Below are 22,221 nucleotides of genomic sequence, written 5' to 3'. Positions count from 1 at the left end.
GCAGCGCACACAGCAATAATATACCCATCTCCCCCGTACCTTCTGGAACATCCGGCCTGCCCCGTCATCTCGCAAAGGGGGCCTCCGGCTCCGGCCCGTTTCACCATACATCGGGGACCTCTGATGGACGCAAAACCGAGCAATAAGACCGCTACGCTGACGGTCGGAAACAAGAACTACGATCTCCCGATCCACAGCGGCAGCGTCGGGCCTGATGTCATCGATATCGGCAAGCTCTACGGCCAGTCCGGCCTGTTCACCTACGATCCCGGCTTCACCTCCACCGCGAGCTGCCAGTCCAAGATCACCTATATCGACGGCGACGCGGGCGTGCTGGAATACCGCGGCTACCCGATCGAGCAGCTCGCCGAGAACGGCGACTTCCTCGAGACCTGCTATCTCCTGCTGTTCGGGGATCTGCCGACCGCCGCGCAGAAGAAGGATTTCGACGACCGCGTGACCCATCACACGATGGTGCACGAGCAGATGGCCCGCTTCTTCCAGGGCTTCCGCCGCGACGCCCATCCGATGGCGATCATGGTGGCTGCGGTCGGCGCGCTCGCCGCGTTTTATCACGACTCAACCGACATCAACGATCCGAAGCAGCGCATGATCGCTTCCATGCGCATGATCGCCAAGATCCCTACCCTGGCGGCGATGGCCTACAAGTACACGATCGGCCAGCCCTTCGTGTACCCGAAGAACTCGCTCAAGTTCGCCGAGAACTTCCTGCACATGTGCTTCGCCGTGCCGTGCGAGGACTACAAGATCAACCCGGTGCTCGCTGACGCGCTGGACAAGATCTTCATCCTGCACGCCGACCACGAGCAGAACGCCTCGACCTCGACGGTGCGCATCGCCGGCTCGTCCGGCGCCAACCCGTTCGCCTGCATCGCCGCCGGCATCGCCTGCCTGTGGGGTCCGGCGCATGGCGGCGCCAACGAAGCAGCCCTCGCGATGCTCGCCGAGATCGGCTCCGTGGACAAGATTCCCGAATTCATCGCCAAGGTGAAGGACAAGAACTCCGAAGTCCGCCTGATGGGCTTCGGTCATCGCGTCTACAAGAACTACGATCCGCGCGCCAAGATCATGCAGAAGATGTGTCACGCCGTGCTCAAGGAGACCGGCCATGGCGACGATCCGATGCTGAAGGTGGCGCTCGAGCTCGAGAAGATCGCGCTCAGCGACCAGTACTTCATCGACCGCAAGCTCTACCCGAACGTCGACTTCTATTCGGGCATCACGCTGAAGGCGATGGGCTTCCCGGTCTCGATGTTCACCGTGCTGTTCGCGGTCGCCCGCACCGTCGGCTGGATCAGCCAGTGGAGCGAGATGATCGAGGACCCGCAGCAGAAGATCGGCCGTCCGCGCCAGCTCTACACCGGCGTCACCCGCCGCGACTACGTAGCGATCAAGGATCGCAAGTAAGATCCAAGCCAATACGGCTTTCGAAGCGGCGCCATCGCAAGATGGCGCCGCTTTTGTTTGCGAAACCGGGTCGAACAATTCCCTTTCTTGCTGCCGCGCACAACAACAAGTCCACGCCTGCGGCCGCAAACGCCTTGACAGTCAGAGCGCTCCGCGCGCAAATTCTTACACTAAGTAAGAATGACGACAGGGATGGAAATGCCGGAGCAGCCGAGAAGTCGGCGGCAGACGCGCGCTGCCATTTTGACTCACCTGCTTCAGTCGGGCGGCTCGTTTCGTCCGCCACTGGCCAAGGCCGTGCGCCTGTCGGAAGCGAGCCTGTCGCGCATCCTGCTTGACCTGAAGGCCGAAGGCCTGATCGAGGAAGTGCGGCGCCCTGCCCCTTACGTCGGCGGCCCGACCGGCCTCGTGTCGCTCGATGGCTCGGTCGCCCTCGCAGCCTTCGAGCTGACTGCTCAGCACCTTAGCCTCGGCGTCGGCGGCCTGTCGGGCGAGCTGCACTACACCGAGCGCGTGCCGCTGCCGAAGACGCCGACGGTCGAGACCGTCGGCCGGGCGTTTCGCGAAGCGATGACATTGTTGCGCGACTGGACGCGGCGCCGCCGCGTCGTCCTTTCGCAGGTCGGCGTCTCCATTCCGGGCCTCGGCCGGCTCAGCGCCGCGGGCAACCCCATCATTCCCTGTGACGTCGGGCGCATCAGCGACATGTTCGGCGAGATGTTCGCCGACGTGCCCGTCGAGTTCACCAATTCGGTCGTGGCGCACGCCACATTCCATCGCTGTCGCACCGAAAACTATCCATTCAATGACACGCACCTGTTCGTCTTTGTCAGCCATGGCGTTGCCGGCGCCTGGATGGATGATCCCGTCGAGACCGACGCGCTCCAGCCGATCGAGCTCGGTCACATGGTGTTTGGCGAAGGCGGGCCACGCTGTCGCTGCGGCCACCTCGGCTGCGTCGAGGCCTATACGTCGCTTCCGGCGCTGGCCGAGCTTCTCGGCGTGCCCGAGCCGGAGTTGCTCCAGCTTGGCAGCGATTGGGTCAGCGCGATCCCGATCTCCTCGCGCGTGCGTCAGGAGCTGCGGCATCGCCTGTATCGCCTCGGGCTCGCGATCGGCAACACGCTGAACGTCAAGCCCTGTCACGGCGTCGCCATCTCCGGCTGGCCTTCGCTCCTTGCGGAAGGCGATCGGAAAGCGCTGGTCGACGGCGTCGATGCCTGCCTGCTCGGCGGCCGCAAGCATGCGCAGGTGTCGCTGGCTTTCGTGCCGCCGTCGAACGGCAATGATCCCAGGGCCGCGCTGGCCTTCGCCGCGTTCTGCCTCGCCTGTCGCGGCGGCATGCCGGCCGCGTCGACGGAGGCCGCCTGAGATGGCCTGAAGCTGCGCGGCTCGCGCGCAAGAGAGTTCACACCGGGAGGAACTGCCATGCCGATCACGACAACAAGGCGCCGTCTGCTCGCTGGATCCGTTGCCACGCTCGCACTGCCGGCCTTTGCCCGCGCGCAAGGCGCGGTCAAGCCGCGCCTGACCGCGATCTCGCAATGGTCTGCGGGCAGCGATGGCGCGGCCATCACCGCGCTCGGCAAGAAGTTCGAGGAGAAGGGCGGTGTCTGGCAGCACTCGCCGGTCCCTGGGTTCACCACCGAGATGATGAACAAGCTGCGCGCCCAGATCATGGCCGGCGATCCACCGGCCTGCTCCCAGCTCAAGGGTCCCGAGATTGCAGCCTGGTCGAAGATCGCCCCAACCGTCGATCTCGACGCCGTCGTCGCTGCCGCCGGCTATGAAAAGGTGGTCGCGCCGGACCTTGCGAAATTGCACAAGCCGGGCGGCAAATGGATCGCACTGCCGTTGCAGATCTACAGCACCAACATGCTATTTCTGTCCAAGCGCGCGATGGACAAGGCCAAGGCCGACAAGATCCCCGTCACCTGGGCAGACTTCAACGACCTCGCCGACAAGATGAAAGCGGGCGGCGTCCCCTATCCCGTCGCCAACGGCGGCACCCGCCCCGACGACGGGCAAAAATTCGAGGCCGCCCTGGCCGGCATCAGTCCCCTCGCATACCGCGCGGCCATCATGAATCTCGAGAAGAAGGCGCTGGAGGGCCCCGAGATCAAGGCTGCGTTCGCGCAGGTGCGCAAGATCGCCGACTGGATGGACCCCAATGTCGGCGCCCAGCACTTCTCGACCAATTTGAAGCGCTTCGTCGACGGCGACATGGGCATGATGATCATGGGCGGCTGGGCGCAGGGCGTGTTGCGCAATGCCGGTTTCAAGTTCGAGGACTTCATGATCGCGCCAGGCCCGAGCGATAATAGCAAGCCGGTGTTCCTGTTGAACGCGGATGCCTTCATCTTCTGGCAGCGCAAGGAGCCTGACCTGCAAGCCGGCCAGACGCTGATGGCTCAGCTCGTCATGGATCCGGCGATCCAGACCATGTATTCGCAGATCACGGGATCGATCCCCGTGCGTACCGACGTCGATCTGTCCGGCGAGGGCTGGTCGGACGGTCAACGGCGGACCGCGGCAGCTCTAAAGGACGCCATCGCCAGCAACCAGGCGGTCCTGAGCCTCGCGCACAACATGGCGCAGGAAAACGGCATGACCGCCGCGATGATCGACGTGATCACGGAGTACGTAAAGAACAAGACGATCAAGCCCGAACAAGCGGCCACCCGCCTCGCCGAGGCCGTCGAGGGCGCGCGTTGAGCAATGCCGCCGCGATAAGACCGGGCCGGCCGGCGCTTCCTGAATGGGTGCGCCGTCTGCCCGAATATCTGATGATCTGGGTGCCGCTGCTGCTGTCCGCCGCGCACCTCGTGTCGTTCTCGCTGTGGACGATCTGGATCTCGTTCACGCCATCGACGCTGGTCCCTGTTACGGGCTGGGTAGGCTTGCGCAACTACTCGGCGGTCGCGGCATCGCGGAATTGGCAGATCGCCTTCGACAATCTTCTGTTGTTCGGCAGCGCTTTCGTGCTGCTGAGTTTGGTGACCGGCCTCGCCCTTGCGATCCTGCTCGACCAGCGCATTCGCGGCGAGAACCTGTTGCGATCCATCTTTCTCTATCCCCTTGCGGTGTCGTTCGTGGTCACCGGCACGGTCTGGAGTTGGCTGCTCAATCCTGGCCTCGGAATCCAGAAGCTCGTCCACGATCTCGGCTGGACCTCGTTCAAGTTCGACTGGCTGATCGACCGCGACATGGCGATCTGGACCATCGTGATCGCCGCGATCTGGCAATCCTCGGGCTTCGCCATGGCGCTGTTCCTTGCCGGCCTCCGCTCCGTCGACACCGACATCATCAAGGCCGCGCAGATCGACGGCGCGGGACCGATCCGAATCTACCGGCGCATCATTCTGCCGTCGCTTTGGCCGATCACCATCACCGTCGTCGTGATCCAGTTGCAGTTCGCGATTTCGACGTTCGACCTCGTGCGCGCGCTGACCAATGGAGGACCGGGAATCGCGACCCAGCTGCCGGCACTCGTCGTCTACGACCTGATGTTCCAGCGCAGCCTGCTCGGCCGGGGCGCGGCGGCGGCGGTGCTCATGTTGCTCATTCTTCTCGCGGTGCTGCTGCCGTATGCGGCGTGGCGATATGTTCAGCGACGGCGGGCCGCCCATGCGTGAGCGAACCTTCGCACCAAGCCGGATCTTGATCTACCTCATCGTCCTGCTGATCGCTGCGGCATGGCTCGCGCCATTGGCTGTTGTCGTGCTGAACTCGCTCCGCAGCAACGAGGAGATCGCGCAGGGCTCGATGATCGGCTGGCCGCAGCACTGGGCCTGGAGCAACTACCTGGCTGCCTGGAGCGGCTTCTGCGTTGCCGAGACCTGCGCCGGCATCCGGCCGTACATGCTGAACTCCGCCCTCGTCACGATTCCTGCGACGATCTTCTCGACCCTGCTCGGTGCCGTCGCCGGCTACGCCGTATCGCTCTGGCGTTTTCGCGGCGATACCTGGATCTACGGCATCGTGACCCTCGGCCTGTTCCTGCCCCAGCAGATGCGCCTGCTTCCCTGGACCATCGTGCTGCGCGACATCGGTCTCATCAACACGCTGGCGGGCCTCGTGCTGATTCACACCATCCAGGGGCTCTCCTTCACCACGCTGTTCTGCCGCAACTATTATGTCGCCATTCCCCACGAATTGATCAGGGCCGCGCGCATCGACGGCGCCGGGTTCTTCCGCATCTTCTTGCGCATCATCCTGCCGCTCTCGCCACCGATCCTGATCGTCACCGTGATCTGGCAGTTCACGCATATCTGGAACGAGTTCCTCTACGGCGTGACGTTCACGAGCGGCCAGCAACAGCCCGTCACGGCCGCTCTCATCGCGCTGTCCGCTGCTGTCGCAGACATCCCGCAGCACGGCGTGCAGAGCGCCGCGGTGATCATCGCGGCGCTCCCGACGCTGTTGATCTATCTCCTCGGTGGCAAATACTTCGTCCGCGGCCTGACTGCCGGGGCCGTGAAATGATGGAGTTGTCATGGCAGCACTGAGCATTCGAACCCTGTCGAAGCGCTACGCCAATCTGGAGGTGCTGAAGGGCGTGGATCTCGACATCGAAAGCGGCGAGTTCACGGTGCTGGTCGGGCCATCCGGCTGCGGCAAGTCCACGTTACTCAACATCGTCGCCGGGCTCGATCATCCGAGCGCAGGGACCGTCGAAATCGGCGGACGCGTGGTCAATGACGTCCCGCCCAAGGACCGCGACATCGCCATGGTGTTCCAGTCCTATGCGCTCTACCCGTCGATGACCGTGCGCCAGAATATCACCTTCGGCATGGAATGCCGTCACGTGCCGAAGGCGGAGCAGGACAAGGCGGTCGCGGACGTCGCAAAACTGCTCCAGATCGAGGCCCTGCTCGGCCGCAAGCCGTCGCAGCTCTCCGGCGGCCAGCGCCAGCGCGTGGCGATGGGCCGTGCCCTGGTGCGCGATCCCCTGCTCTTCCTGTTCGACGAGCCGCTGTCCAATCTCGACGCAAAACTGCGCGTCGAGATGCGGATGGAGATCAAGCGGCTACACCAGCGCATCGGCGCGACCATCATCTATGTCACCCATGACCAGATCGAGGCGATGACGATGGCGACGCGGATCGCCGTGATGCATCGCGGCGTGGTGCAGCAGTTTGCCGATCCCGATACCGTGTACCGCTATCCCGCCAATCTGTTCGTCGCACGCTTCATGGGCTCCCCGCCGATGAACACCATGCCGGCGCGGCTCGAGGCCGACGCCGGCGGTCCCGTGGTCGTGATCGGCGCGGGTCGGCCGGACGAAGTTCGCCTCCGCCTGCAGGGATACGATGCCGCGGCACCCTATCTTGGCCGCGAGGTGGTGTTCGGGATCAGGCCGGAATGCATCGCGGAGGGCAACCGCGTGTTCTCCGGCGATGCCCCCATCGTCGTCCACGCGCCGGTGGAGATGGTCGAGCCCACCGGCGCCGAAACCATCGTGCTGCTGCGGCTCGGCGGCGAGTCCGCGCTGGCGCGCATCACGCCGGATATCCGTCCCCCGCCGGGGACGGCAGCCCCCTTCGCGCTGGATACGCGCCGCATCTGCCTGTTCGACCCCGAGACGGAGCGACTGATCGCATGACAAAGACGAGCTATGCCGGACTTGCGGACCGCGTCGTACTGATCACCGGCGGCGCCAGCGGCATCGGGGCCGCCTTCGTGCGCGCCTTCGCGGCCCAGGGCGCGCGCGTTGCGTTCCTCGATGTGGATGAAGAAGCCGGCGGGGCGCTGGTCGCGGAGGTGAGCGCTGCGTCCGAAACCGCGCCCTTGTTCGTGCCCTGCGACCTCCTGGACATCGAGGCCTTGCGCGCGGCCATGGCACAGGTGCAGCGATCGCTCGGTGATGCCGCAGTGCTCGTCAACAATGCCGCCAATGATCAACGCCAGTTGCTGGCCGAGGTGACGCCAGCAGAGTTCGATTGGATGATCGGCGTCAATCTCAAGCACGTCATCTTTGCTGCGCAAGCGGTGGTGCCGCAGATGCAGGCGCGCGGCGGCGGCTCGATCATCAACATGTCGTCGATCGCCTGGATGCGCGGTGCACCGGCGCTGCCGGTCTACGCCGGGGCAAAGGCGGCGATCGTCGGTTTCACCAACTCGCTGGCCCGGCTGGTCGGCCCCGACCGCATCCGCGTCAACGCGATTGCGCCGGGCATGGTGATCACCGAACGTCAACGCCGGCTGTGGTATCCGGACGAGCAGGTCATCACCGAAATGCGCTCGCGCCAAGCCGTTCCGGATGCAGTGACGCCCGAGGACATCGCCAACATGGCGCTATTCCTCGCCTCCGACGAAAGCCAGCGCATCACCAGCCAGTGTTTTCGGGTGGATGCAGGACTTGCGTAGAACTTGATCCGGCCACACTGGCGCAACGTTCACGGTCTCGTAGGGTGGGCAAAGCGGAGCGTGCCCACGAATTCTTCCCATCGCGACGAATCGTGGGCACGGCGCGACGCGCCTTTGCCCACCCTACGAGACCTCCGTTACCGCCTGCCCTTGCCCATCGTTGCCAGCACGATGTCGGCGGCGAGCACGCTTGGCGATTTGTTGCCGGTCGACATGATCTGGTCGAGCCGGGCAAAGGCCTCGACCTGCTGCTTGCGCAGCGGCGAATCCGTCAGCACCTCGGCGAGTGACGGCGCCAGTTTCTCCGGCGTGCACTCCTCCTGCAGGTACTCCGGAATGACATCCTTGCCGATCACGAGATTGGCGAGGATCACCGAGGAGACGCGGATCGCGCGGCGCAGGATGAAGGCCTCGATCGCACCGACGCGATAGGCCGTCACCATTGGAATACCCGACAGTGCGAGCTCCAGCGTCACCGTACCGGATTTGGCCAGCGCCGCACGAGCGATCCGGAACACGGCGCGCTTCTCGTTTTCGCCGGTCACGACCCTTGGCTTGACCGGCCAGCTCGCGATGCCTTCGCGGATGGTGGCCTCGAGATGCGGCATGGTCGGCAGTATCAGTTCGAAGGCGTGGCCTTCCGCCTGCAAGCGGCTGAGCACCCCGCCAAACACGTCGAGATGGTTCCTGACCTCGCTGCGGCGGCTGCCGGGCAGCACCAAAAGCACCGGTGGCTCGCCGTCGCGACGTGCCTGCTCCTCCGCGTTCGGCCGCAGCGAGGGCAATTGCTCGATGAGGGGATGGCCGACATAGCTGCATGGCGGTCCGCCGAGCTTGCGGTATTCCTCGGGCTCGAACGGCAGCAGACCGAGCACATGGTCGACATAACCGAGCATGGTCCGCGCCCGCCCCGGCCGCCACGCCCAGAGCTGCGGCGAGACGTAATCGACGACCGGGATCGCCGGATTCTTCGCGCGCACGCGGCGGGCGACGCGATGGGTGAAATCTGGACTGTCGATGATGACGAGCGCGTCCGGCGCCGCGTCGGCCACGGCGTCGGCCGTCTCGCGGATCAGCCGCAGAATTTTCGGCAATTGCTGCACCACCGCGGCAAATCCGACGATCGACAGCTCCTCGATCGGAAACAGCGATTCCAGCCCTTCGCGCGCCATGGTACGGCCGCCGACGCCGACGAACTCCACGCCGTCGCCGAGGCGCTGACGCAGCACCTTCATCAAGGCACTGCCGAGCCGGTCGCCGGATTCCTCCGTGGCGATCAGGAAGATCTTGCGTTTGGGATCGCGCGACTGCATCACGCCGGCAGACCGATGACGAAGAGATATTTGGCGTCCGCGAGGCCGATCATCGCCTGCGGCTCGGCGGCGATGGTGTTGCCGGCGATGACAGCGAGGCCCGCAAGGCCGGCCGCCGCGACGCCCTCGATGGTACGCGGGCCGATCGTCGGCAGGTCGAAGCGCAGATCCTGGCCGCTCTTCGGCGCCTTCACGAGCACGCCGCGGCCGGCGGCCGCGCGAATGCGTCCCTCCTCGCGCAGCCGCGCGACGCGCGCGAGCAGCGCGTCGGTGCCCTCGATGTCCTCGACCGCCACCACATGGCCGTCGATCACCACCGCAGCCTGGCCGATGTCGAACGGGCCGAGTGCGGTCAGCACCGCGCGGCCGCGCGCGATGTCGGTCTTGCTGGTATCGCTGGGCCAGGCGCGACTGATGCAGCCCTCGGGCATCAGGAGATCGGGTGCGAGGTCCTTGATGCCGACCATGCGAAAGCCGTCCTGCTCGAGGATGCGGCCGACGCCGGACAAGAGATGATCGTCGCCGCCGCGAAAGGCGCGGATGACGTTGCCGAGCAGCCGCATCGTCTTGACGTCGAACCGGATCTCGGAGAGCGAGGGCCGCACCAAGGTGCCGATGAAGATCAGGTCGCGGCAACCCTCCTCGCGGAACAGCCGCATTGCGCGGCCGAGCTGGCCGACAGAGATCCAGCGATGGCGGAATTTCTCCACCCGCGCGGGATCGCAGGCCCCGCGCAGCGGAAACAGCACCGGCGTGATGCCGCGGGCGGCAAGCGAGTCGGCAACCGCAAACGGCATCGCCCCGCCGCCAGCGACGATGCCGACCGGCGATGAGATGTCCGACGCCGCCGATGTCATGTCCGCGGCCATCCCAAAATCACTTCGCAATGGCAGGAAGACAGAGCGGTCGCTTGCCCTTGCCGATGAAGTCGAGGATTTCGGCGATCGCCGGATCTTCACCCGCAAGCGGCCTGGATGCCTCTAACCGCTCGGCGAATGTGCCTGGGCCATGGAAGAGCTTTTGGTAGAACCCGCGCACCGTCGCCAGCCGCTGCTTGGTGAACTTGCGCCGCTTCATGCCGATCAGGTTGAGGCCTTCCAGCGCCGCATATTGGCCGTTGACCAGCCCGAACGGGATGATGTCGTCGCGCACGCCGCACACGCCGCCAACCATGACTTGCGGCCCGATGCGGGTAAACTGGTGCACTGCGGACAGACCACCGATGAAGACGAAATCGCCGATCTCGGCGTGACCGCCGAGCGTCGCCGAGGTCGCGAAGATCACGTCGTTGCCGACATGGCAGTCATGGCCGACGTGGCTGCAATTCATGAAGTAGCCGCGATCGCCGACCGTGGTGATGCCACCGCCGGCGACCGTGCCGGCGTTCATCGTCACGGACTCCCGGATGGTGCAGCCAGATCCGATCTGGAGCTTCGTCAGCTCGCCCCGGTAGCTGAGCGACTGCGGTGGCGTGCCCAGCGAGGCAAAAGGATAGATGATGCAATCGTCGCCGATGGTCGTCTGCGCGGTGATGTGCACATGCCCGACCAGCTTGCAGTTCGCGCCAATCACGACATTCGGGCCGATGATGCAATACGGCCCGATCTCGGTGCCCTCGCCGATCACGGCGCCGTCCGCGACCCGTGCGGTGGGATCAATCTTGCTCATCAAGCAATCTTACTCGTCAAGAAGGTCTGGTTATGCGTTGAAGTCGCTCAGTTTTCCGGTGGTTAGCGCGACTATGCCCGATCTGTCCAGTGACGTATCATCTCTGCCTGTTTCAAGTACCGGATGAGGCGGTCGTCCCGGCTCATCAACAACTTCATGCGGAGCTTCAGCTTTCATGGTCAGGGCCCTGGCACTTCTGCTCGCACAACTCGCGGCCGCACCGATCGTGTCCGAGACGGTCGAGACCGGCGAACGCCAACCTATCGACCTCGCGACATTCGAATGCCGCGACATCAGCCGCAGCACGGTGCTTCAGCGTGTCTGTTACGACCGCGCGCAGCACGACCTCGTCGTCGCGACTGGCGGCAGCTATGCGCGCTATTGCGGCGTCGCGGCCGAGACGGCCGACCGTCTCCTGGGCGCGCCGTCCATGGGTCAGTTCTTCAACCAGAACATTAAGCGCGAGGCCCCCGGTAGCCGCTACGATTGCGGCGCGTGAGCCCGACCAGCGCGACGCGCGTGCCGCTCAGTCCGTCAGCATGGCGCCGACGTCGGCTTCCGCAACCACCTGCCCGTTGACCTTGGCGTCGCCGTGAAACCACCACATGGCCTTGCGGCGGCCGACCGAGCGCATGTGATACTCGATGGTATCGCCCGGCAGCACGGGCTTGCGGAATTTGCACTTGTCGATGGTGAGGAAATAGACCGCCCGCGGCTTCTCGGTGCCTTCGACCGACTTGATGCCGATCACGCCCGCGGTCTGCGCCATCGCCTCGATCATCATGACGCCGGGATAGACCGGTCGCTCCGGGAAATGCCCCTGGAAGGCCGGCTCGTTGAAGGTGACGTTCTTGATGCCGATGCCGCTGTAGTCGGCCCGGATGTTGATCACGCGGTCGATCAGCAGCATCGGAAAGCGGTGCGGCAGCGTCTGGAGGATGGCATTGATGTCCACCAGCTCGAACTTAACAGGTGATTCCTCCGTCATTCCCGTCCCTCATCCTTCGGATCAGCCCTGCTGTCGCGTACCAAGCGCTCCACCGCGATGATCTCCTTGAACCATTGTTTGGTCGGCTTGGCGAAAAAGCCACCCCAGCGTCCGCCCGGCGGGATGTCGTCCTTGACGCCGCTCATCGCGGTCACCTGGGCACCATCCCCGATCTTGAGGTGGTTGTTGATGCCAACCTTCGCTCCGAGTGCCACGTTGTCGCCAATGGACAGACTGCCGGCGAGCCCGATCTGGGCGGCCAGCAGGCAATGCCGGCCGATCGTGACATTGTGACCGATCTGGACCTGATTGTCGATTTTCGTACCCTCGCCGATCACGGTGTCGCGCAAGCTGCCGCGGTCGATCGTGGTCCCGGCGCCGACCTCGACGTCGTTCTGGATCACCACCCGCCCGGTCTGGGGCACCTTCAGATGGCCCTCGGGGCCGAAGAAAATGAAGCCGTAGCCGTCCTGGCCGATCGAGCAGCCGGGATGGATCAGCACATTGTTGCCGATCAGGGCGCACTGGATCGCGGTGCGCGCGCCGACATTGCAGTCCCGGCCGATCTTGACGCCGGGCCCGATCACCGCCCCGACGCCGACCACGGTGCCGCTGCCGATCTCCACATCCGGGCCGATCACGGCCAGGGGATCGACGATCACGCCGTCCTCGAGCCGGGCCGAAGGATCGATGATCGCCGACGGCGCGATGCCGTCATTGCCGACCCAGGATTGGGGCCTCAGCGCTTCGCCGTGCCATTCCCGCGCGATCCTGACAAAGGCCCGGAACGGCTGCGCCACCCGCAGCACGGCCACGTGCGCGGGCACCTGGGGCTCGAAGCGCGGGCTCACCAGGCAAGCGCCGGCCTTGGTCGCCTTGAGCTCGTCGGCGTATTTGAGGTTGTCGAAGAACGCCAGATGCATCGGGCCCGCTTCGTCAAGGGAAGCAAGGCCCGTGATGATGTGGCCGCCCCTGGCGGGATCGACCAGCTGCGCCTTGGTCAGCGTGGCAATGTCAGCCAACGTTGAGGCAGGCGGCTTTGTGAAGAAGGTCGGCTGCGCCATTCCACCCCGTCGCGGTCCGGCTTCGGCATGAAGCGGTCGAGCCGCATCATGCTCCATCTCTTGGATTGGCACGATCCCTTTCGGAAACCGGTTCCGGTGATCCGGATCGTGCCGTGCTGATCGAATTAGAACGTGGTGCCGCCGCCGAACCGGAACTCCTGCGTGCGATCGTACTTGCCCTTGCTGAGCGGCACGGCGTAGTCGAAGCGCAGCGGACCGAACGGTGACTGCCAGATCAGACCGACACCAACCGACGAGCGGATCACCTTGCTGTCGTCATAGACGAGGCCGGTACAGGTTCCCGCGGTCGATGGATTGATGGACGACGGGATACAACCAGGTGCATTGACTTCGTTGGTGCCAGTGCCAGTGACTGGGTTAAATGCCCAACTGGTTGGTCCCTGGTAGTCGTAGAGGCCGCCGGCATCGGCATAAACCGCACCCTTCAGACCCACTTCCTTCGGCAGGAACCAGAACGGCATCTGCAATTCGAGCGAAGCGCCCCAGTACTTGGTGCCGCCGAGCGCGTCCTGCGTACCGAACGGATTCAAATCGCGCGGGCCGATGCCGTTCGGGGCAAAGCCGCGGACGAGGTTCGAACCCATCTGGAAGTGATCGAGCATGCGCAGATCGCTGCCCATCTTGTTCAGCATGCCGCTCTGCAGGCGGACCAAGCCGACGATGTCCGACACCAGCGGAGTGTAGTACTTCGCATCGATGACCGACTTCATGTAGGAGACGTCACCGCCGACGCCGGCGAAATCCTGGCGGAAGTCGATGAGCAGACCGTCGGTGGGGTTCTTGTTGTTGTCCAGCGTGTTGTAGGTCAGCGTGTAGCCGAGCGCCGAGGTCAAAGTCTTGCCGTTGGCAAGCTCCTTGCGCACCGGCAGCGAGGCTTCACCGTCGCTGTAGCAGCCGAGGCCGTTGGTCGAGGTCAGATCCGGAACGCCGCCATTGGCATTGACGAAGGCCGGACTCGGGTTGAACGCCGAGGTGCCCAGGTTGTTGTTACAGTTCGCCAGATAGTACGGCAGCGAGATTTCCTGCTGGTAGATCGAGTAGCGCAGCTGGAGCGCCAGATCTTCACGTAAGGAGAAGCCGAGGCGCGGCGAGAAGCCGAGCGTCTTGGTGCCGTAGGAGATGTAGCTGTTGGACAGCTGCTGGCGCTGATAGAGGTCGAGGCCGAGCGCGACGCGGTAGTCGAGCAGATACGGCTCGACGAACGACAGCGAGTAGCCGCGCGCATATTGGCCATAGGTCACCGACGCCTTGGCGAACAGACCGCGGCCAAGCAGGTTGCGCTCGGAGATCGAGACTTCGGCCAGCGCGCCGTCGGTGGTGGAGTAACCGCCCGAGATCGAGAAGTCGCCGGTCGATTTCTCTTCCATGTCGACGATCAGGACCACACGATCGCTCGACGAGCCGGGCTCCGTCGTGATCTTCACGCTCTTGAAGTAGTCGAGGTTCTTCAGGCGCCGCTCGGCACGGTCGACCAGGGCGCGGTTGTAGGCGTCGCCCTCGGAGATATCGAACTCGCGGCGGATCACGTAATCGCGGGTACGCGTGTTGCCGCGCAGGTTGATGCGCTCGATATAGGTGCGCGGACCTTCGTCGATGTTGAACACGACGGAGACGGTGTGCGCCTCGAAATTGCGGTCGCCGCCGGGCCGGACCACGGCGAAGGCGTAGCCGCGGCGCGAGGCCTCGATCTGCATCTCCTCGACCGACTTCTCGACCGATTCGACGTTGTAGAGCGAGCCGACATTGACGCGCGAATAAGCGCGCATCGACGAGGGATCGAAGTTCGGAATGCTGGAGCGGAAGTCGAGCGCGCCGACCCGGTACTGCGATCCTTCCTCGATCTTGAAGGTGACGTTGAAACCCTTCTTCTCGGGATCGTATTCGGTGAGCGCGGCCACCACCTGGACGTCGGCGAAGCCGTTCTTGAGATAGAAGCGGCGGATCAGGTCGCGGTCGGCTTCGACGCGGTCGGGATCATAGATGTCACCGCTGGCCAGGAAGCTCAGCAGGTTCGATTCGCGGGTCTTGATGACGTCCCTGAGGCGATAGGACGAGAATGCGACATTGCCGACGAACTCGATCGACTTGACGCCGGTCTTGGCGCCCTCCTCGATCGTAAAGATGAGGTCGACGCGGTTGTTCGGCTGCTCGATGACCTCGGGCGTGACGCGCACGTCATAGCGGCCGGACCGGCGATAGATTTCAGCGATTCGCAGCGTGTCGGACTGCACCATGGCGCGGGAGAAGGTGCCGCGCGCCTTGGACTGGACTTCAGTGGTGAGCTGCTCGTCCTTGATCTTCTTGTTGCCCTCGAAGGCGATCCGGCCGATCACCGGGTTTTCCACCACGGAGACGACGATTTGGCCGCCGCCGCCGCGGTTAATTCTCACGTCCTGGAACAGGCCGGTCTCGATCAAGGCCTTGAGGCCGTCGTCGATGGCGCCTTGATCCAGGCGCCCGCCCGGACCCGGCTTGAAGTAGGAGCGGATCGTCTCCACCTCGACCCGGCGATTTCCTTCGACGGAAATCGACTGCACGGTCTGAGCGAGCGCAGACGAAGACACAAAAACAGCCCCGACCGGGGCAATCACCGGCGCGCCGAACATGATCAGGGTTGCGAGCAAGCCCCCCCGGAGTCGCAGTCCAAACTTCATCGCGCAACGCGCCCTTATCATTCCGAGCCAGACCCAACCCCAACGCCGGTCTGGAAGATTCCCCAAGTTCAGGCCGCTTGTAGCCAATTTCACCGACGCCGCAAACGGCCGAAAGCGCCGTAATTTCAATTTCATTCCAAGACGTTGCTCATCAGCAACGCCACAAAAAAGCCTCCATCAAGATGCCGCCATCCGCAGGATGTCGTTATAGGTCGCAAACACCATCAACATCAGCACCAAACCGAGCCCGATTCGGAACCCCATCTCCTGAGTCCGCTCGGACAGGGGGCGGCCGCGGACGACCTCCGCCGCATAGAACATCAGGTGGCCGCCATCGAGCAGCGGGATCGGGAACAGGTTCAGCAGGCCGATCGACACCGACAGCACCGCGCAGAGATTGATCACGAACTGGAACCCGGCGCTGGCCGCCTGCCCGGACATCTTCGCGATGCCCAGAACGCCGCTGACCTCGTTCGGATTGCCGTTTCCGACAAACAGCGAGCCCAGGAACTTGAAGGTGCTGGTGATGATGAACCAGACCTGCTCGACCCCGATCTTGAGCGCCTCGCCGACGCCCACCGGGGCGGTCGAGGCCTCGCCGGCCTGAGATTTATGCTCGACGCCGAGCACGCCGAGACGGTGGCTGTTGCCGAACGGATCCTTGCGCTCGAGCAGGGCCGGCGTTGCGGTCAGCGAGACGATGGCGCCGTCCCGCTTCACCTGGAAGGCAAGAGCCGAACCCGCATTCATCGCAACGATTCGCTGCATGTCGGCAAAGCTCTCGATCGGCTTGCCGTCGATCTGGACGACGACGTCCCCGATCTTGAAGCCGGCCGCAGCTGCGGCGCCATCGGCGACGACGCCATCGACCCGCGCGATCGTGCTCGGCTTGCCGTAATACAGCGCCATGCCCGCGAAGATCAGCGCGCCCAGGATGAAATTGGCGATGGGTCCGGCCGCGACGATGGCGGCGCGCGGGCCGACCTTCTTGTGGTGGAAGCTGCCGGCGCGCTCCTCGGTCGTCATGGCCGCGAGCGTCTGGGCCGAGGGAGTCGAGGCCTCGCTCTCGTCGCCGAAGAACTTGACGTAGCCGCCGAGCGGGATGGCCGAGATCTTCCAGCGGGTGCCGTGGCGGTCATTGAAACCGACCAGCTCAGGTCCGAAACCGAGCGAGAAGGTCAACACCCGAACGCCCGCCCAGCGCGCGACCAGGAAATGGCCGAGTTCGTGGAAGAACACGACGATCGTCAGGACGAACAAGAAGGGAACCGCGTAGCCGAGGAGCCCATGGCTCAACGTATTGAAACTATGGACAAAAAAGTCGATCATCGAATTCCCTCATCCAGCGCCGCAAGGCCCTGGCCCCGAACCATCTAGGATGCCTTTAAGGCAATTTGAGGCAATAGGGCGGCAGCTCTATTTCGAGCAACATGGTCAACAGAGATCGCATCATCGGCGGACATCAGGGGCGCCTGGTTCCCGCTGCGGATCCAGTCGTCCAGTGTTGCCTCCACCAGCCGGGCGATCGCGCCGAACCGGATCTTGCCGGCGATGAACGCGGCGACCGCGACCTCATTGGCCGCGTTGTAGACGGTGGTCGCCCCCTTCCCGGTCCGGAGCGAATCGAAAGCCAGCCGTAATCCGGGGAAGCGCTCGAAGTCCGGTGCCTCGAAGGTCAGCTGGCCGATCTTGGCGAGGTCCAGCTTGGCCGCCGGCCCCTTGATCCGGTCGGGCCAGCCGAGGCAATGCGCAATCGGCGTGCGCATATCGGGCGCGCCGAGCTGGGCCATCACCGAACGGTCGGAGAACTCGACCATGCCGTGGATGATCGACTGCGGGTGCACGAGGACGTCGATCTCGTCAGGCGACAGCGCGAACAGATAGGACGCCTCGATCACCTCGAGGCCCTTGTTCATCATCGACGCCGAATCGATCGTGATCTTCTGGCCCATGCTCCAGTTCGGGTGTTTCAGGGCCTGCTCGAGCGTGGCCTGCTCGATGTCGGCCGGCTTCCAGGTGCGGAACGGGCCGCCCGACGCGGTGATGATGACGCGGACGAGTTCGTCCCGATTGCCCGAGGCGAGCGCCTGAAACAGCGCATTGTGCTCGGAATCAGCCGGCAGGATGCAGGCGCCCGCCTTGGCCGCACGCTGCATGAAGAAATCGCCGGCGCAGACCAGGCATTCCTTGTTGGCCAATGCCACATGCGCGCCGCGGTCGACCGCCGCCAGCGCCGGCTTCAATCCGGCAGCGCCGCTCACGGCCGCCATCACCCAATCGGCCGGACGCGCGCCGGCTTCGATCACCGCGCTTTCGCCGGCGCCGCATTCGGTGCTGGTCCCGGCCAACGCGGCCTTGAGCTCGGCGAGCTTGGAGGTGTCGGCGATCGCGACGTAGCGCGCGGAAAATTCCTTCGCGAGCTTTGCCAGCGCTTCGACATTGCTGTTCGCCGTCAAGGCTTCGACGCGGTAGCGCTCGGGCGAGGCGCGCAGCAGATCCATCGTGCTGTCGCCGATCGAGCCGGTGGCGCCGAGAACCGTGACGCTGCGGACGCTGGACGCCGCAGCCTTGTTATTACGCAATGGGACCGCGCTCATATCCTCACCAAACCATAAGACCGCTTCCGGCGCTATGCACACCATGGCGGAGAAAGCCGATAATCCATGCCGCCAGGATGGCGGCGACAAAACCGTCCAGGCGGTCCATAAGCCCGCCATGGCCGGGAATTAAGTGACTGGAATCCTTGACACCGAAGCGCCGCTTCACCGCGGATTCGAACAGATCGCCCAGTGCCGACACCACCGAAAGGATGGCACTGACCAGCAGCAATGGTCCCATCTTTCCGAACCCGCAAGCCGCAAAGCCCACCGCAACCAGAAGGCTTGCGACGAAGCCGCCCAGGGCCCCGGACCAGGTCTTTTTCGGGCTCACGCGCGGCCAGAGCTTCGGCCCGCCGATGCTGCGACCGGCAAAATAACCGCCGATATCGGTCGCCCACACCACCAGCAGCACGAACATCAGCGCGGAGAAGCCGTTGACGAGATCCTTCCGCACCAGGATCGACGCCAGCAACGCCGCCGCCGCATAGGCAAAGCCCGTCGCCGCCCAGATGAACTTGCCGCGCGCGATCAGCGTCACGATCGCGCCGCCGACGAGGCCGACGATGACGGAGGTCTTGAGCCCTCCAAAAGCAACCGCGGCCCCCATAATCGCGATGACGATCGTCCCAGCCCCGGTCAGCGCCGCCGAGCCCGCGCCGACGACCGTCAGCCATTCCGCGAACAGCCCGATCGACACCAGGGTGACGAGCAGCGCCCACAACCAGCCACCGGCATAAGCGACCGCGATGGTCAGCGGCGCCAGCACCAGCGCTGCGAGGACCCGCATCACCAGATTGTTCGGGGCAGGCTTGGCGCCCGCCGGTGCGGCGTCTTGTTCGCTCACGAGGCAGTTTTCGCGACCAGGCCGCCGAAACGGCGCTCGCGCCTGGCGAATTCGGCGATCGCGCTTTCCAGCGCCGCCTTGTCGAAATCGGGCCAGTGGATCGGCACGAACACGAGTTCGCTATAGGCGGCCTGCCACATCAGGAAGTTGGACAGGCGCTGCTCGCCGCTAGTGCGGATGATGAGATCGGGATCGGGAATGTCGGGCGCATCGAGATGGGCTCCGAGCGTCTCGGCGTCGATCGAGGCAGGATCGCGCCTGCCTTCCGCGACTTCGCGCGCGAGCTTCTGCGCCGCCTTCGCGATCTCCTGCCGCGAGCCGTAATTGAAGGCGACGACGAGCGTGAGGCGCGTGTTGTCGCGCGTCAGATCTTCCGCCTCGTTGAGCAGCGCGCAGATGTCGCCCTCGAGCCCGTCGCGCTCGCCGATGATGCGGACCTTGACGCCGTCGCGATGCAGGCTGGCGAGATCGTTGCGGATGAAGCGGCGGAGCAGACCGAAGAGATCGCCGATCTCGCTCGCCGGACGCGACCAGTTCTCCGACGAGAAGGAGAAGATGGTGAGGTAGCGGATGCCGAGCTCGTGCGAGGCGCGCACCACGCGGCGCAACGCCTCGACGCCGCGGCGATGCCCCTCCGCACGCGGCAGACCGCGTGCGGCCGCCCAGCGCCCATTGCCATCCATGATGATGGCGACATGCGCGGGCGCCTCGGACCGATCGGGTCCTTCCGTTGCAGGCGCGGCGGCGTTGGACATTGAAGGTGGCCTTAAAGCATGATCCGGAAAAGTGCGAAGCGGTTTTCCGAAAAGATCATGCGCTTACAATAACCTGAAGCGCGATGACAATTCATCGCGCTTCAGACGGTGAGGATTTCTTTTTCCTTGGCGGCCAGCAACTGGTCGATTTCGGAGATCGTACCGTCGGTCGCCTTCTGCACCTCGTCGGCGTGGCGCTTCTGGTCGTCCTCGGACATCTCGTGATTCTTCTCGAGCTTCTTGAGCACGTCGAGGCCATCGCGGCGGACGTGGCGCGCGGCGACCTTGGCGGCTTCCGCATATTTATGCGCGACCTTCACCAGTTCCTTGCGCCGTTCCTCGTTCAGCTCGGGGATGCGCAGGCGCAGCACCTGGCCTTCGGTCGCGGGCGACAGGCCGAGGTTGGAATCGACGATCGCCTTCTCCACCGCCTTGACCATCGACTTGTCCCAGACCTGCACCGAGATCAGGCGCGGCTCCGGCACGCTGACGGTGGCGAGCTGGTTGAGCGGCATGTGGCTGCCATAGGCGTCGACCTGCACCGGATCGAGCATCGAGGCGGAGGCGCGCCCCGTCCGCAGGCCGCCGAGCTCGTGCTTGAGGGACTGGACGGCGCCCTGCATGCGACGCTTCACTTCGTTGAGGTCGAAAGTACCCGTGGACATCACGTTTCTCCTTCAAAATCCCGGCGACCGCTCCCGCGATTTTCCCTAAAGGCGCGCGACAGATGAGCGGTCAGCCGGCGACAATGGTTCCGTGGCCGACGCCACGTAGAATCGCGCCGATCGAACCCGGCTCCGCGATCGAGAATACGATGATAGGCAGAGACGTCTCGCGAGCAAGCGCGAAGGCGGTCGCATCCATCACCTTGTAGCCGCCCTCGATCGCCTGCGAATGGGTCAGCCGGTCAAACCGCGTGGCGGCCGGATCCTTCTTCGGATCGGCCGAGTAGACGCCGTCGACATTGGTGGCCTTCAGGACCACCTGGGCGCCAATCTCGGCGGCCCGCAGCACTGCGGTCGTATCTGTCGTGAAGAACGGATTTCCGGTCCCGCCGCCAAGCAGCACGATCCGGCCCTCGGCGAGATATTTGTGCGCCGCAGCACGGGTGAACAGCTCGGAAATCTCGGGCATGACGAAGGCCGACAGCGTGCGCGCCGGCGTGCCCTTGCGCTCGATCGCCGATTCCAGCGCGAGGCAGTTCATCATGGTGGCGAGCATGCCCATGGTGTCGCCGGTCGGGCGCGACACACCGCGGGCGGAGACCTCGACGCCGCGCACGATGTTGCCGCCGCCGATCACGACCGCAACCTCGGTACCGAGCTTGCGGGCCGCGATCAGATCGTCCGCAACCCGGTCGACGGTCGGCTGATCGATGCCAAAGCCTTGCTGTCCCGCGAGATATTCGCCGGACAGCTTGATCACGACGCGACGATAGACCGGATCAGACATGAGCACTTTCCTTGTCCGAGCGCCGCTTCCGGCGGCACGCCGGAAGGAACGTTCCGGCGCTTACTTCTTGCCGCTGGCCGCAGCGACCTCGGCCGCGAAGTCGCTTTCCTGCTTCTCGATTCCCTCACCGAGAGCATAGCGCACAAAGCCGGCGATCTTCAGGGCACCGCCGACCTTGCCTTCGGCTTCCTTCAACGCCTGCGCCACCGACTTGCCGGTGTCGTGGATGAAGGCCTGCTCGAGCAGGCAGACTTCCTTGTAGTAGGTCTTGAGGCCGGACTCGACGATCTTCTCGATCACGTTCTCCGGCTTGCCCTGCTGGCGATATTTGTCGGCGAGCACGTCCTTCTCGCGCTTGACGACCGCCGGATCGAGACCGGACGGATCGAGCGCGAGCGGGTTGGCGGCGGCGATGTGCATCGCGATCTGGCGGCCGAGCGCTGCGAGCTCATCGGCCTTGCCCGGCGATTCCAGCGCCACGATCACGCCCATCTTGCCGGCGCCCTCGACGACCGCGCCGTGGACGTAGCTCGACACCACGCCCTGGCTCACTTCGAGCGAAGCTGCGCGGCGCAGCGTCATGTTCTCGCCGATGGTGGCGATCGCGTCATTGATGGCGGCTTCGACCGTGACGTCGCCGACCTTGGCGGCCTTGATCTTCTCGACATCGGAGCCGGCGTCGAATGCGACCTGGGCGACCATCTTGACGAGGCCCTGGAACTGGCCGTTGCGCGCGACGAAGTCGGTTTCGGAGTTGACCTCGACCACGACACCCTTGGTGCCCTTGGTGAGGGCGCCGATCAGGCCCTCGGCCGCGACGCGGCCCGACTTCTTGGCGGCCTTGGACAGGCCCTTCTTGCGCAGCCAATCCTGCGCCGCTTCCATGTTACCGTCGTTTTCGGTCAGCGCGGCCTTGCAGTCCATCATGCCCGCGCCGGTCGACTCGCGCAGGTCCTTGACCATCGCAGCTGTGATCGTTGCCATCGTTGAAAATCCTTTGTGCCTGCTGGTTCGCCGCGGCGTGGCATCGAAGCGCCCCGCCGCGGTCCATCTCAGGGATTCGCG

The 22,221-nt window shown here is 64.6% G+C and carries 21 protein-coding genes; 8 read left to right on the top strand and 13 right to left on the bottom strand.

What is annotated here, in order from left to right; translation table 11 throughout:
* Positions 1-123 precede the first annotated feature (123 nt).
* The 7 genes from gltA (at position 124) to CV770_RS05085 (ending at position 7,797) form a co-directional block, all read left to right on the top strand.
* Positions 124-1,428 (top strand): citrate synthase, encoded by a 1,305-nt coding sequence (gene gltA / locus CV770_RS05115; RefSeq protein ID WP_091965764.1) that lies wholly within the window; start codon positions 124-126, stop codon positions 1,426-1,428.
* A 192-nt stretch (positions 1,429-1,620) separates the two neighbouring features.
* Entirely contained in the window at positions 1,621-2,799 is a 1,179-nt protein-coding gene (locus tag CV770_RS05110; RefSeq protein WP_201759708.1) for an ROK family transcriptional regulator, read from the top strand.
* A gap of 57 nt (positions 2,800-2,856) precedes the next feature.
* Complete coding sequence (locus CV770_RS05105) at positions 2,857-4,143, top strand: ABC transporter substrate-binding protein (RefSeq protein ID WP_104461543.1); 1,287 nt, start codon at positions 2,857-2,859, stop codon at positions 4,141-4,143.
* Positions 4,140-5,063, top strand: coding sequence for a carbohydrate ABC transporter permease (locus CV770_RS05100; RefSeq protein WP_201759703.1), 924 nt, complete (start codon positions 4,140-4,142; stop codon positions 5,061-5,063). Before CV770_RS05105 ends, CV770_RS05100 begins: the two co-directional genes overlap by 4 nt.
* Positions 5,056-5,913 (top strand): carbohydrate ABC transporter permease, encoded by an 858-nt coding sequence (locus CV770_RS05095; protein WP_201759702.1) that lies wholly within the window; start codon positions 5,056-5,058, stop codon positions 5,911-5,913. The genes CV770_RS05100 and CV770_RS05095 overlap by 8 nt, the downstream gene beginning before the upstream one ends.
* A 10-nt stretch (positions 5,914-5,923) precedes the next feature.
* Positions 5,924-7,033, top strand: coding sequence for an ABC transporter ATP-binding protein (locus CV770_RS05090; RefSeq protein WP_104461541.1), 1,110 nt, complete (start codon positions 5,924-5,926; stop codon positions 7,031-7,033).
* Entirely contained in the window at positions 7,030-7,797 is a 768-nt protein-coding gene (locus CV770_RS05085; protein WP_104461540.1) for an SDR family NAD(P)-dependent oxidoreductase, read from the top strand. Before CV770_RS05090 ends, CV770_RS05085 begins: the two co-directional genes overlap by 4 nt.
* A 137-nt stretch (positions 7,798-7,934) precedes the next feature.
* Here CV770_RS05085 and lpxB read toward each other — a convergent pair whose 3' ends face one another.
* The 3 genes from lpxB to lpxA are packed head-to-tail and all read right to left on the bottom strand — an operon-like array spanning position 7,935 to position 10,778.
* Positions 7,935-9,113: a lipid-A-disaccharide synthase gene (lpxB, locus tag CV770_RS05080; RefSeq protein WP_104461539.1), complete on the bottom strand. Its 1,179-nt coding sequence runs from the start codon at positions 9,111-9,113 to the stop codon at positions 7,935-7,937.
* The gene (locus CV770_RS05075; protein ID WP_049814974.1) at positions 9,110-9,967 is read right to left on the bottom strand and encodes an LpxI family protein; all 858 of its coding nucleotides are present in this window, start codon (positions 9,965-9,967) and stop codon (positions 9,110-9,112) included. The genes lpxB and CV770_RS05075 overlap by 4 nt, the downstream gene beginning before the upstream one ends.
* A gap of 19 nt (positions 9,968-9,986) precedes the next feature.
* The gene (lpxA, locus tag CV770_RS05070; RefSeq protein WP_104461538.1) at positions 9,987-10,778 is read right to left on the bottom strand and encodes an acyl-ACP--UDP-N-acetylglucosamine O-acyltransferase; all 792 of its coding nucleotides are present in this window, start codon (positions 10,776-10,778) and stop codon (positions 9,987-9,989) included.
* 175 nt (positions 10,779-10,953) lie between these two features.
* Between lpxA and CV770_RS05065 the strand changes: the two genes are divergently transcribed.
* On the top strand, positions 10,954-11,277 hold the full coding sequence (locus tag CV770_RS05065) for a KTSC domain-containing protein (RefSeq protein ID WP_104461537.1): 324 nt from the start codon (positions 10,954-10,956) through the stop codon (positions 11,275-11,277).
* Positions 11,278-11,304: 27 nt separating this feature from the next.
* On the opposite strand, the gene fabZ is transcribed toward CV770_RS05065, so the two are convergent.
* From fabZ to tsf, 10 genes are all read right to left on the bottom strand, one after another.
* The gene (gene fabZ / locus CV770_RS05060) at positions 11,305-11,766 is read right to left on the bottom strand and encodes a 3-hydroxyacyl-ACP dehydratase FabZ (protein WP_091965774.1); all 462 of its coding nucleotides are present in this window, start codon (positions 11,764-11,766) and stop codon (positions 11,305-11,307) included.
* Entirely contained in the window at positions 11,763-12,830 is a 1,068-nt protein-coding gene (lpxD, locus tag CV770_RS05055; RefSeq protein WP_104461536.1) for a UDP-3-O-(3-hydroxymyristoyl)glucosamine N-acyltransferase, read from the bottom strand. The genes fabZ and lpxD overlap by 4 nt, the downstream gene beginning before the upstream one ends.
* Before the next feature lie 125 nt (positions 12,831-12,955).
* The gene (bamA, locus tag CV770_RS05050) at positions 12,956-15,505 is read right to left on the bottom strand and encodes an outer membrane protein assembly factor BamA (RefSeq protein ID WP_104461535.1); all 2,550 of its coding nucleotides are present in this window, start codon (positions 15,503-15,505) and stop codon (positions 12,956-12,958) included.
* A gap of 177 nt (positions 15,506-15,682) precedes the next feature.
* Entirely contained in the window at positions 15,683-16,834 is a 1,152-nt protein-coding gene (gene rseP / locus CV770_RS05045; RefSeq protein ID WP_091965777.1) for an RIP metalloprotease RseP, read from the bottom strand.
* Positions 16,835-16,878: 44 nt separating this feature from the next.
* On the bottom strand, positions 16,879-18,102 hold the full coding sequence (dxr, locus tag CV770_RS05040; protein WP_104461534.1) for a 1-deoxy-D-xylulose-5-phosphate reductoisomerase: 1,224 nt from the start codon (positions 18,100-18,102) through the stop codon (positions 16,879-16,881).
* A 4-nt stretch (positions 18,103-18,106) separates the two neighbouring features.
* On the bottom strand, positions 18,107-18,949 hold the full coding sequence (locus CV770_RS05035) for a phosphatidate cytidylyltransferase (protein ID WP_104461533.1): 843 nt from the start codon (positions 18,947-18,949) through the stop codon (positions 18,107-18,109).
* Positions 18,946-19,704 carry an isoprenyl transferase gene (locus tag CV770_RS05030; RefSeq protein WP_104461532.1) on the bottom strand — a complete coding sequence of 253 codons (759 nt, stop codon included), beginning with the start codon at positions 19,702-19,704 and terminating at the stop codon, positions 18,946-18,948. The genes CV770_RS05035 and CV770_RS05030 overlap by 4 nt, the downstream gene beginning before the upstream one ends.
* 101 nt (positions 19,705-19,805) lie before the next feature.
* A complete protein-coding gene (frr, locus tag CV770_RS05025; RefSeq protein ID WP_091965781.1) occupies positions 19,806-20,369 on the bottom strand; it encodes a ribosome recycling factor in 564 nt (187 codons plus the stop codon).
* Between the two features lie 70 nt (positions 20,370-20,439).
* Positions 20,440-21,156: a UMP kinase gene (pyrH, locus tag CV770_RS05020; RefSeq protein WP_104461531.1), complete on the bottom strand. Its 717-nt coding sequence runs from the start codon at positions 21,154-21,156 to the stop codon at positions 20,440-20,442.
* Between the two features lie 60 nt (positions 21,157-21,216).
* On the bottom strand, positions 21,217-22,140 hold the full coding sequence (tsf, locus tag CV770_RS05015; protein WP_104461530.1) for a translation elongation factor Ts: 924 nt from the start codon (positions 22,138-22,140) through the stop codon (positions 21,217-21,219).
* Positions 22,141-22,221: the final 81 nt, after the last annotated feature.

The organism is Bradyrhizobium sp. AC87j1, assembly GCF_002936975.1.
GTDB lineage: Bacteria > Pseudomonadota > Alphaproteobacteria > Rhizobiales > Xanthobacteraceae > Bradyrhizobium > Bradyrhizobium shewense.
This window is presented reverse-complemented; position numbering and strand designations above follow the sequence as displayed.

What these genes read in the sequence shown, in the direction of transcription:
- CV770_RS05075 (WP_049814974.1), bottom strand. Translation starts at nt 9,967, where the DNA reads ATGACATCGGCGGCGTCGGACATCTCATCGCCGGTCGGCATCGTCGCT.
- CV770_RS05065 (WP_104461537.1), top strand. Translation starts at nt 10,954, where the DNA reads ATGGTCAGGGCCCTGGCACTTCTGCTCGCACAACTCGCGGCCGCACCG.
- CV770_RS05090 (WP_104461541.1), top strand. Translation starts at nt 5,924, where the DNA reads ATGGCAGCACTGAGCATTCGAACCCTGTCGAAGCGCTACGCCAATCTG.
- frr (WP_091965781.1), bottom strand. Translation starts at nt 20,369, where the DNA reads ATGTCCACGGGTACTTTCGACCTCAACGAAGTGAAGCGTCGCATGCAG.
- lpxD (WP_104461536.1), bottom strand. Translation starts at nt 12,830, where the DNA reads ATGGCGCAGCCGACCTTCTTCACAAAGCCGCCTGCCTCAACGTTGGCT.
- lpxA (WP_104461538.1), bottom strand. Translation starts at nt 10,778, where the DNA reads ATGAGCAAGATTGATCCCACCGCACGGGTCGCGGACGGCGCCGTGATC.
- CV770_RS05030 (WP_104461532.1), bottom strand. Translation starts at nt 19,704, where the DNA reads ATGTCCAACGCCGCCGCGCCTGCAACGGAAGGACCCGATCGGTCCGAG.
- CV770_RS05085 (WP_104461540.1), top strand. Translation starts at nt 7,030, where the DNA reads ATGACAAAGACGAGCTATGCCGGACTTGCGGACCGCGTCGTACTGATC.
- bamA (WP_104461535.1), bottom strand. Translation starts at nt 15,505, where the DNA reads ATGAAGTTTGGACTGCGACTCCGGGGGGGCTTGCTCGCAACCCTGATC.
- rseP (WP_091965777.1), bottom strand. Translation starts at nt 16,834, where the DNA reads ATGATCGACTTTTTTGTCCATAGTTTCAATACGTTGAGCCATGGGCTC.
- CV770_RS05095 (WP_201759702.1), top strand. Translation starts at nt 5,056, where the DNA reads ATGCGTGAGCGAACCTTCGCACCAAGCCGGATCTTGATCTACCTCATC.
- dxr (WP_104461534.1), bottom strand. Translation starts at nt 18,102, where the DNA reads ATGAGCGCGGTCCCATTGCGTAATAACAAGGCTGCGGCGTCCAGCGTC.
- CV770_RS05105 (WP_104461543.1), top strand. Translation starts at nt 2,857, where the DNA reads ATGCCGATCACGACAACAAGGCGCCGTCTGCTCGCTGGATCCGTTGCC.
- pyrH (WP_104461531.1), bottom strand. Translation starts at nt 21,156, where the DNA reads ATGTCTGATCCGGTCTATCGTCGCGTCGTGATCAAGCTGTCCGGCGAA.
- fabZ (WP_091965774.1), bottom strand. Translation starts at nt 11,766, where the DNA reads ATGACGGAGGAATCACCTGTTAAGTTCGAGCTGGTGGACATCAATGCC.
- tsf (WP_104461530.1), bottom strand. Translation starts at nt 22,140, where the DNA reads ATGGCAACGATCACAGCTGCGATGGTCAAGGACCTGCGCGAGTCGACC.
- gltA (WP_091965764.1), top strand. Translation starts at nt 124, where the DNA reads ATGGACGCAAAACCGAGCAATAAGACCGCTACGCTGACGGTCGGAAAC.
- CV770_RS05110 (WP_201759708.1), top strand. Translation starts at nt 1,621, where the DNA reads ATGGAAATGCCGGAGCAGCCGAGAAGTCGGCGGCAGACGCGCGCTGCC.